Source organism: Zarconia sp., assembly GCF_057467645.1.
Map to the genome: position 1 here is coordinate 1 of NZ_JBRJXU010000164.1, position 7,856 is coordinate 7,856.

Consider the following 7,856-nt stretch of genomic DNA (forward strand, 5'->3'; position numbering starts at 1 on the left):
CCCGACGGAGATACGATTGCGTCTGGCAGTCGAGATAAGACCGTCAAAGTTTGGAATCTTCAAGGTCAGTTGCTGCAAACCCTCGAGGGACATCAAAATTGGGTCAACAGCGTTGCTTTCAGTCCCGACGGCCAGACCCTGGCTTCTGGCAGTGGGGATAAGACAATCAAACTGTGGAACCGTCAAGGTCAGTTGCTGCAAACCCTCGAGGGACATCCAGAATCGGTTGCCAGTGTCGCCTTCAGTCCCGACGGCCAGACCCTGGCTTTGGCGAGTGGGAGCAATACCATGATTCTGCAGAATTTCGCAGAGCTAACTCTCGATTCACTCTTGGAGGATGCGTGCGATCGAGTTCGGGACTATCTAAAGTACAATGCCCCACACCTCGATCGCAATCTCTGTCAGGATTTGGAGGAGTAGTTCAAAGCCATCGAGTTTTGTCTGGGAAAGTTTTGTCTGGGAAATCGGCGATCGCATCTTGAATTAGACCCGCAGGAAATCTAGATGCGATCGTCACAACGTTACTTTTTCTTTTTCTGCTCCTGCAACCAATTTTGGACTAACTCTGTGAGGACATCCCCCATCGTTCGATCCATCGCAGTGCAGGCGAGTTTAAACTCTCGTTTCAGATCTTTGGGAATGTAGCCGTTTAGTTCCACCATTCCCTCTGGCTTTTTCGCTGGCATTTTGACCTCAAAAGCTATGTTCTATAAGTATTTCACCTTAGCAAGGTAACGGGATTCAAGTACAAACAGGTAAATGGGTTGCGCGGAAAATGGGTGCAGCGCTATAATTCTAGAAATCAAAAAAACGCCGCGCCTTGGGTCTGGACCACCCAAAACGCGACTTTACCCCCTCTAGACAAAGCCCTAAAGGAGGCACATTAACTATGTTAAAAGCCAAACTCGAATCTGCAACAGGGGAGCAACCCTCGTTGCCAACGGCAGACTGTTCGCCACATTCCCAAGATGAGTACGCCCAAGATGAGTACGAGACAGTCCGAATTTTAGTCATTGGATCTGCAGCAGGGGTCAATTCCACCATTAGCACCTTGTACTTGCTGGGATTCGCGCAAATTAGCGATTGGAGTCCGTTATTACCCGCACCGAATTCTGGAGATGTGATGAGTCTTTTGACTCGTCGGCTCCGGTGCGATCGTGACGCATAATTGAAAGTAAATTATGCGAGTTGGGCGGGTAGAGGCGATCGTGTCAGGTTGTTTCGTCAGTCGCCAATACTCGCCCTCTCCAAGAATCGGACCACAGCCGGAGGAGTCAAGATCGTGACCGTCACCCTCTACAAATGGACGCTCGATCGCTACCACACAGCGATCGATGCGGGGTTGTTTGACGAGCAACCCGTCGAACTGTTGCAAGGAGATATCGTTATTATGCCGCCAGAGGGAGAAGCCCATGCTTGCTACAGTAGCGATGGGGCAGATTATTTGCGGCGACTGTTGGGCGAAAGGGCATCGATTCGAGAAACCAAACCCGTCACGCTGCCGGATAACTCAGAACCCATACCCGATGTTGCGATCGTTAAACCACCGCTACGACGTTATTTGGAACATCATCCTTATCCCGCCGATATTTTCTGGCTTATTGAATATTCCAATACAACCCTGGTCAAAGATTTAGGTAAAAAGAAACAAATTTACGCCGAAGCGGGGATTGAGGAGTATTGGGTTTCGGATTTAAAGAATTGTCAATTGAAGGTATTTCGAGATTTGTCTGATGGTAAATATCAGACAGAATTGACACGGGTTGAGGGTATGGTTTCACCCTTATCTTTTTCAGATGTAGCGATCGATGTACGGCGATTATTTAGCTAATCGATCCCGAAGCTTTTACACTATTCTTCCTAGGATAGTAAGAATAGATGATGCCCTAACCGATCGCAACTAAAACAACAGAGGTTCAGACGATGACCGTAACATCTGCAAAAATGACACTGGCAGAATTTATCGACTATGACGATGGGACGGAGACTCTGTACGAACTCGAAAATGGGGAACTGATTCCAATGCCTTCTGAAAGTGAAATCAATCGACGGATTGCCATGTTTCTGCTGATATATTTCAGTCAACTGGGAATTCCGCCACAGCAACTTACGATGAAGACAGAAGTGGCAGTGAGCGGTTCGCGCGTATCGGTGCGAGTTCCGGATTTGATGGTCTTGTCAGAAGAGTTAGAAATCGCATTGGAAGGGGCAACTCGATCGATTGTGATGATGGATATGCCGCCACCTTTATTAGTGGTAGAAGTGGTCAGTCCCAACCAAGAAAAGCGAGATTATCGCTACAAACGGACGGAGTATGCCGCCAGGGGAATTGCCGAGTATTGGATCGTCGATCCGATACTGCAACAGGTGACGATTTTCGAATGGGTGGAAGGGTTATACGAAGAGAAAGTCTATACCGGGAGTGATGCGATCGCTTCTTCGATTTTTGAGGAGTTGGATTTGACGGTCGATCGGATTTTGCAAGGGAAATAGGCGATCGCAGCTTGAATTAAACCCGTAGGAAATCCAAATGCGATCGCACTGGTGTAAAGTTCGCTCGCTGTTGACGACTTCATTGACGACCCGATGGCGACTCAATCTGATGCATCAATCCGGAAAAATCGAGGGTTTCGATCGGTTTTTGAGTTTTACGTCCCTTTTGCTTCACCACCACAATCCCCACAAACAATAAATCCAATCCCACCAGACTCGCAACGATTAATTCCGACCCTCCCGTAGCAAAGCCGTAACTGTGCAATCCCGTTCCCAACACGAAATTCACACCGTACCACGCCATCAATACGCCATTAAACGCCACTACACTCGTCACTGCCATGGCAAAGTCGGAAAACCAACCCACCAAACGACCGTGGAGGGGAACGACGTAGCACATCAAGGCGATTAACGCCCAGGTTTCTTTCGGGTCCCAACCCCAGAACCGACCCCAGGAGAAGTGGGCCCAGATGCCCCCAAGGATAATTCCCGCACTCAGCAAGAGAACGCCAACTTGCAACAGGGCGTAATTCCATTTCGACAAGCTGCGGATTCTCGGGGTGGCTTGGGGGACAAAGAGGTAATGACCCAGGAGAATGTGACCTAATCCCAACGCCAGGGCAAAACTGGCATAGCTGAGGGTAATTGTGGGGACGTGGATACTCAGCCAGAAGTTATCCCGGAGAACGGGAACCAGGGGTTTGAGGGTCGGGTCGAGAATGGCGGGGAGGCTGTCGGAGAGTATCAGACAAATAATGGATAGTGGGGCGGCTGCGAGGATATAGTATTTCGCCCGGTAGATACATTCAAATAATAATGCGATCGCCGCGATGCCAAATCCCACCCAAATCACCGACTCGTACATATTGGTGACTGGGGGACGGCCGGCAATTTGCATCCGGGTAATAAAACCGTAACCGTGGATGAGAAGACCGCTACCAAAAACCCCTAAAGCACTCCAATAGAAATCTTCGGCTTTGAACGCCATTACCAACACCATGGCGAGAAAACCGAGACCGTACAGCCACCAAGCTTTGGCAAAGGGGTGCAGGTGATAGAAACTCACTTCTCGATGCAAAACCGCCTGGGTGGGGTAGATATCGGGACTTATTGCCGCGAGTTGAGTCGAGAGCGATCGGGCAATTTCTCCTAAACTCGCTTCATCCTCGGGATTGTCTCGATAGGCATTGCGCAAGGCTTCGTAGTCGGTTTGAATCGCTGCAACTGACGGGGCATCGTAATATTGGGGCGCGTCCTCAACTCCAACCCAAGTTCCTTTAATATCTGTGGGATGGGGAACCAAAGGCAGGCTGTTATTCCCCACGGTTTCAAGGGTGAGTGCCAATCGGTCTTCGATGGTGAGGGCTTCCCGTTCGTCTCGGGTTAGGGGGGTGTCGTCCGCTTGTTTTTGCCGGGCCGTCCACAGAATTGAATTGAGATCCGATCGCATCAACTCGGAAAAGGTAAAATACTTGCGATCGCTCTCGAGTCCGATCCGTTCTTTGAGGGGACGATAACTCACCAAAATGAAAGGTTCCTCGTTCCAATCGCGATCGTTAAACCACAACGAGAGATACGTGGATAAGTAATCTCGCTTTCGATCGTTTAAGGGTTTGTAACTTGCTCTCCCGTGAATTTGAGTCACCGTTTCCCTGGCGACGGTATCTAACGGTTTTTTACGCCCGTCGAGTTGCACGGCTAACTCTTGTAGCGGTTCGAGGGGTGAGGCTTGAAATTGGCTAATCGGCAGAATTAGGATTAAAAGTCCGGCGCACAGGCCAATCAAAAATTTTAGGAGTTTCATATGTATGAGGGTGTGGGGTGTGGGGCAAAGCATTCGCCCTTTTCCGTGCGTGACGGTATCGGCTAACAAATCATGAAAGAAACGGTAACAATAAAGCCCGAATGCTATAACGGCATGGCATTTGGATCTGCAATTTTTCGTTGACCCGAACCCGAACCGCCCAAATGCGCGCGCCCCTACAGGGTATCGGCCAATGTGTGAAACACTGAGACTTCATGACAAAAACCGAACAATATCACCATTGTGAGGATGGATTAGGGGGAAGTTCCCCGAACATGCTGCACTAGGAAATCGGGGTTAAATTTCGATCGAGTCCTTCATCTTCCCCTTCCCCAGAAGTCTGTTGACTCGCGGCGGGTTCTTCATCCTCAGATTTCGATCGCATCTTTCGCACTAAAGCCGGGGCGTAGAACATCACCGCAATCCCGGAAACCACCAACGCCGAACCCATCCACGTCAGCGCCGTCACCCAGGTAGGTTCTCGCTTCACCTGCAAGGTAGACTGCTGCAAATCGCCGGGATTCCAGGAGGCTTGGGCGATTTTCCAACCGCGATACCAGGTGGGATGGTTCATCCACACGTTTCGCCGTTCGGAGATGCCATTGGCGGGGTCTTCGATACGGATTTTACTCGTCCACATCGCCACGGATTGCGACCCTTCATTGCGATCGACAATGAAATCCTCTAACTTAATCCCAAAGGGTAATGCCAGTAATTTCGGACCGAATGCGGCGTAGATTTCCCCATCGGGTTCTTCAATCGTGGTGGGTTCTCCCCAAGGCAGCCAGGTGGTGGTTCCGGAGGCGGTTTTCACCAGAAGTGCCGGAGTGCCTGGAACTTGCGGGTTGTCTGCGGGGACGATGGTTCTTTGCAGTTTGGCATGGGGGATGTATTCCTCCAGGGTAATGTGGAAATCCGCCCAGCCGGGGGTGACGGATTCGCTGACGGCTAACGGACCGGATTTGAACCCAGCGGAGGATTTCGCCGTGTAATAGAGTTCCCCGTCTTCGCTAACGATGACGTGAAAATAATCCTCTGCGGGTGGTTTTTCAATTTGATAGTTCAGTTGTAAGTCGGCAATCCGTTCGCCGGAGATGACGGTACGAATCGGGGGAAATTCGGCTTTGCCAAAGACAAACCAGCCTTCGGTTGCCGTTGGCGATGAAATTTCGAGTAAGGCTGCTGGGTTATTAAACTCAGAGGATGCGGTGGTGGGGAGACGATTTTTGTCGAGGCGAAAATCGGGAAAAAAATCTACGATTTCGATGGTTAAATCCCCCAATCGAACGGACTTCGATACATTATCTTTAATATCGACGATCGCCCGACTTTCACCCTGCGTAATGTCAAGTTCTCCCCACAAATGTTGGGGTTGGTTGCTGGCTGGGGATAAAATTTGTTGCAGTTCTCGATCGGAGTGAGTTTCGACGATCGCCAACTCGGCAATTCCCAATGTCATCTGGCTGTAACTGCTGGGGGAAACGGCGAGGGAACGCTCCACATTTTGCCCCATGCGATCGCTGGTTAAACTCAACCGAACGGCAGGGTTAGAAACCGTCGTGCCTTCAACAAAGCGAACAGAACGCACGGTGTTCTCGCGATAGTCTGCAAACTTCAATCCCGCAAAAGATGAGGGATGAACTTGGCCGGCTCGATCGATAAAAAGATTACCCGATTCAACGGTTCGATCGAGATTCATGACTTCGAGTAAATCCCCTTGAATCCGGATTTGATTATTTGCCCCGCTATCGGTTCTCACCAAGAGCATTCCCTCAACCCCCAGGTGAATCACCGCCGCAGAACCGGCAATAATGACGATTAAACCGAGGTGAGTCAGGGCAAAACCGATTTTCCGGGCATTGCGCCAAGGATAGCGATTGAGGGCAGAAACCCCTAAGTTGATGGCAAGAAGAAACATTAAAGCCCCAAACCAAGGACTTTGATAAATCTCGTGTTGTACCGAAACCGATCCCACTTTAGATTCGTAAAATGTGGCTCCAATTAAGACTAGAACGATCGCGCTCAGCAGGGGAACTGCGAGCTGAATCGAACCGATAAATCGCCAAATCCGGTCGAGTACGTTCATAGTTTGGGTGTCAGGTGGCTATACGCTCTGTTCTTGCGAGTTATCGATACTAGACCTGTTTTTGGTTTTGTTTTTTGTATCGAAAGTGGCAAAATTTAGATAAATATGCTAGCTTCGATGCTTAAAAAACATCAAAATAATTCGATAAACGCATATATAGGTATTGAAGGTGCGATCGCAATTCAGACTTTGTGTTAGTTTTTGCCGTTTGGAGAAACATTTCGATTGCGATCGGATTCTACAATTCTAGTTTCATGCAATAAATACATTATTTCTATACGTTTAATACATTTAAATGCAATTTATTGAATCTATTTAATGTAATAAACGCATAACTCTATAAATTTGTGCTTGAAGATACAAATTAAAACTTGGACTTCGCTAGGATACATACCCAATCGGTCGTTTTTCCGACCCAGCGTTCCGATGCGATCGTCACCATACTGTCGTCAACACCAATGTCTTTAAACGTCGAACTTCTAGAGAGTTCCTTCGAGCAAATTAAGCCCTGCGCGGGTGATTTTGCCACCAGTTTCTACGAAAATTTATTTAGCGCCAACCCCGAAGCCAAGCCTCTTTTTGCGAGTACCGACCTCGCAGAGCAAAAGAAAAAGTTGGTGGCTTCCCTGGTACTGGTGGTAGAAAATCTGCGAAAACCCGACGTACTCGAAGGCGCATTAAAAGGATTGGGAGCGCGACACGTGCAATACGGAGCGCTACCGGAACACTATCCTCTCGTTGGCAGTGCTATCCTCACCACCTTCGAGCAGTATCTCGGCGAGGATTGGACGGATGAAGTCAAGCAAGCCTGGGTGGAAGCTTACGGGGCGATTACCGAGTTGATGCTTTCTGGTGCCGATTACGACTCTAAAGTGGTGGAACTGAATTCGGAAGCTGCAGCTGAACCGGACGCGATGGAAGAAACGCCCCCAGAAGCGGCACCCGAAACCACAGAACCCGAAACGAGCGAGGAAGCCCCCACAGAACCCGAAGAATCGGGATTGAAAGTCTCGCTTCTCGAAAGTTCCTTCGAGCAAATCAAACCTCGTGCCGGTGAATTTGCGGCGAGTTTCTACGAAAATCTATTCCGGATGTATCCGGCAGCTCAACCTCTGTTTACCAATACCGACTTGGCCGAACAACAGAAAAAACTGGTGGCTTCTTTGGTACTGGTGGTGGAGAACCTGCGCAAACCCGATGCCTTGGAAAACCCCCTCAAAGGATTGGGGGCGCGTCACGTACAGTATGGGGCACTACCGGAACACTATCCCCTGGTGGGTAATGCGCTGCTGACGACATTCGAGCAGTATCTCGCAGACGATTGGACCCCTCAGGTGAAGCAAGCCTGGGTAGAAGCCTACGGTGCGATTACCGAACTGATGCTTTCTGGTGCCGATTACGATTCTAAAGTGGTGGAACTCGATTCGGTGGCGGCAGCTGAGGCAGAAACCGCCGAACCTGTTGTCGCGGAAG

General features: G+C 49.5%; 8 protein-coding genes. 5 read left to right on the plus strand and 3 right to left on the minus strand.

The features are described from left to right. On the plus strand, positions 1–420 hold a 420-nt coding region (locus AC2215_RS24145; RefSeq protein WP_486812576.1), incomplete at its 5' end, for a WD40 repeat domain-containing protein. 101 nt (positions 421–521) lie between these two features. Here AC2215_RS24145 and AC2215_RS24150 read toward each other — a convergent pair. Beyond that, positions 522–686, minus strand: coding sequence for a plasmid partition protein ParG (locus AC2215_RS24150; protein ID WP_486812577.1), 165 nt, complete (start codon positions 684–686; stop codon positions 522–524). A gap of 203 nt (positions 687–889) precedes the next feature. Between AC2215_RS24150 and AC2215_RS24155 the strand changes: the two genes are divergently transcribed. From AC2215_RS24155 to AC2215_RS24165, 3 genes are all read left to right on the plus strand, one after another. Continuing rightward, positions 890–1,168 carry a hypothetical protein gene (locus AC2215_RS24155; protein WP_486812578.1) on the plus strand — a complete coding sequence of 93 codons (279 nt, stop codon included), beginning with the start codon at positions 890–892 and terminating at the stop codon, positions 1,166–1,168. Between the two features lie 114 nt (positions 1,169–1,282). Further along, the gene (locus tag AC2215_RS24160; protein WP_486812579.1) at positions 1,283–1,831 is read left to right on the plus strand and encodes a Uma2 family endonuclease; all 549 of its coding nucleotides are present in this window, start codon (positions 1,283–1,285) and stop codon (positions 1,829–1,831) included. Positions 1,832–1,923: 92 nt separating this feature from the next. Further along, positions 1,924–2,493 carry a Uma2 family endonuclease gene (locus AC2215_RS24165; RefSeq protein WP_486812580.1) on the plus strand — a complete coding sequence of 190 codons (570 nt, stop codon included), beginning with the start codon at positions 1,924–1,926 and terminating at the stop codon, positions 2,491–2,493. Positions 2,494–2,572: 79 nt separating this feature from the next. On the opposite strand, the gene ccsA is transcribed toward AC2215_RS24165, so the two are convergent. Further along, positions 2,573–4,297 (minus strand): cytochrome c biogenesis protein CcsA, encoded by a 1,725-nt coding sequence (gene ccsA / locus AC2215_RS24170; RefSeq protein WP_486812581.1) that lies wholly within the window; start codon positions 4,295–4,297, stop codon positions 2,573–2,575. Between the two features lie 283 nt (positions 4,298–4,580). Beyond that, entirely contained in the window at positions 4,581–6,383 is a 1,803-nt protein-coding gene (locus AC2215_RS24175) for a cytochrome c biogenesis ResB family protein (protein ID WP_486812582.1), read from the minus strand. A 458-nt stretch (positions 6,384–6,841) separates the two neighbouring features. On the opposite strand from AC2215_RS24175, the gene AC2215_RS24180 reads away from it, so the two are divergent. Then, on the plus strand, positions 6,842–7,856 hold a 1,015-nt coding region (locus AC2215_RS24180; RefSeq protein WP_486812583.1), incomplete at its 3' end, for a globin family protein.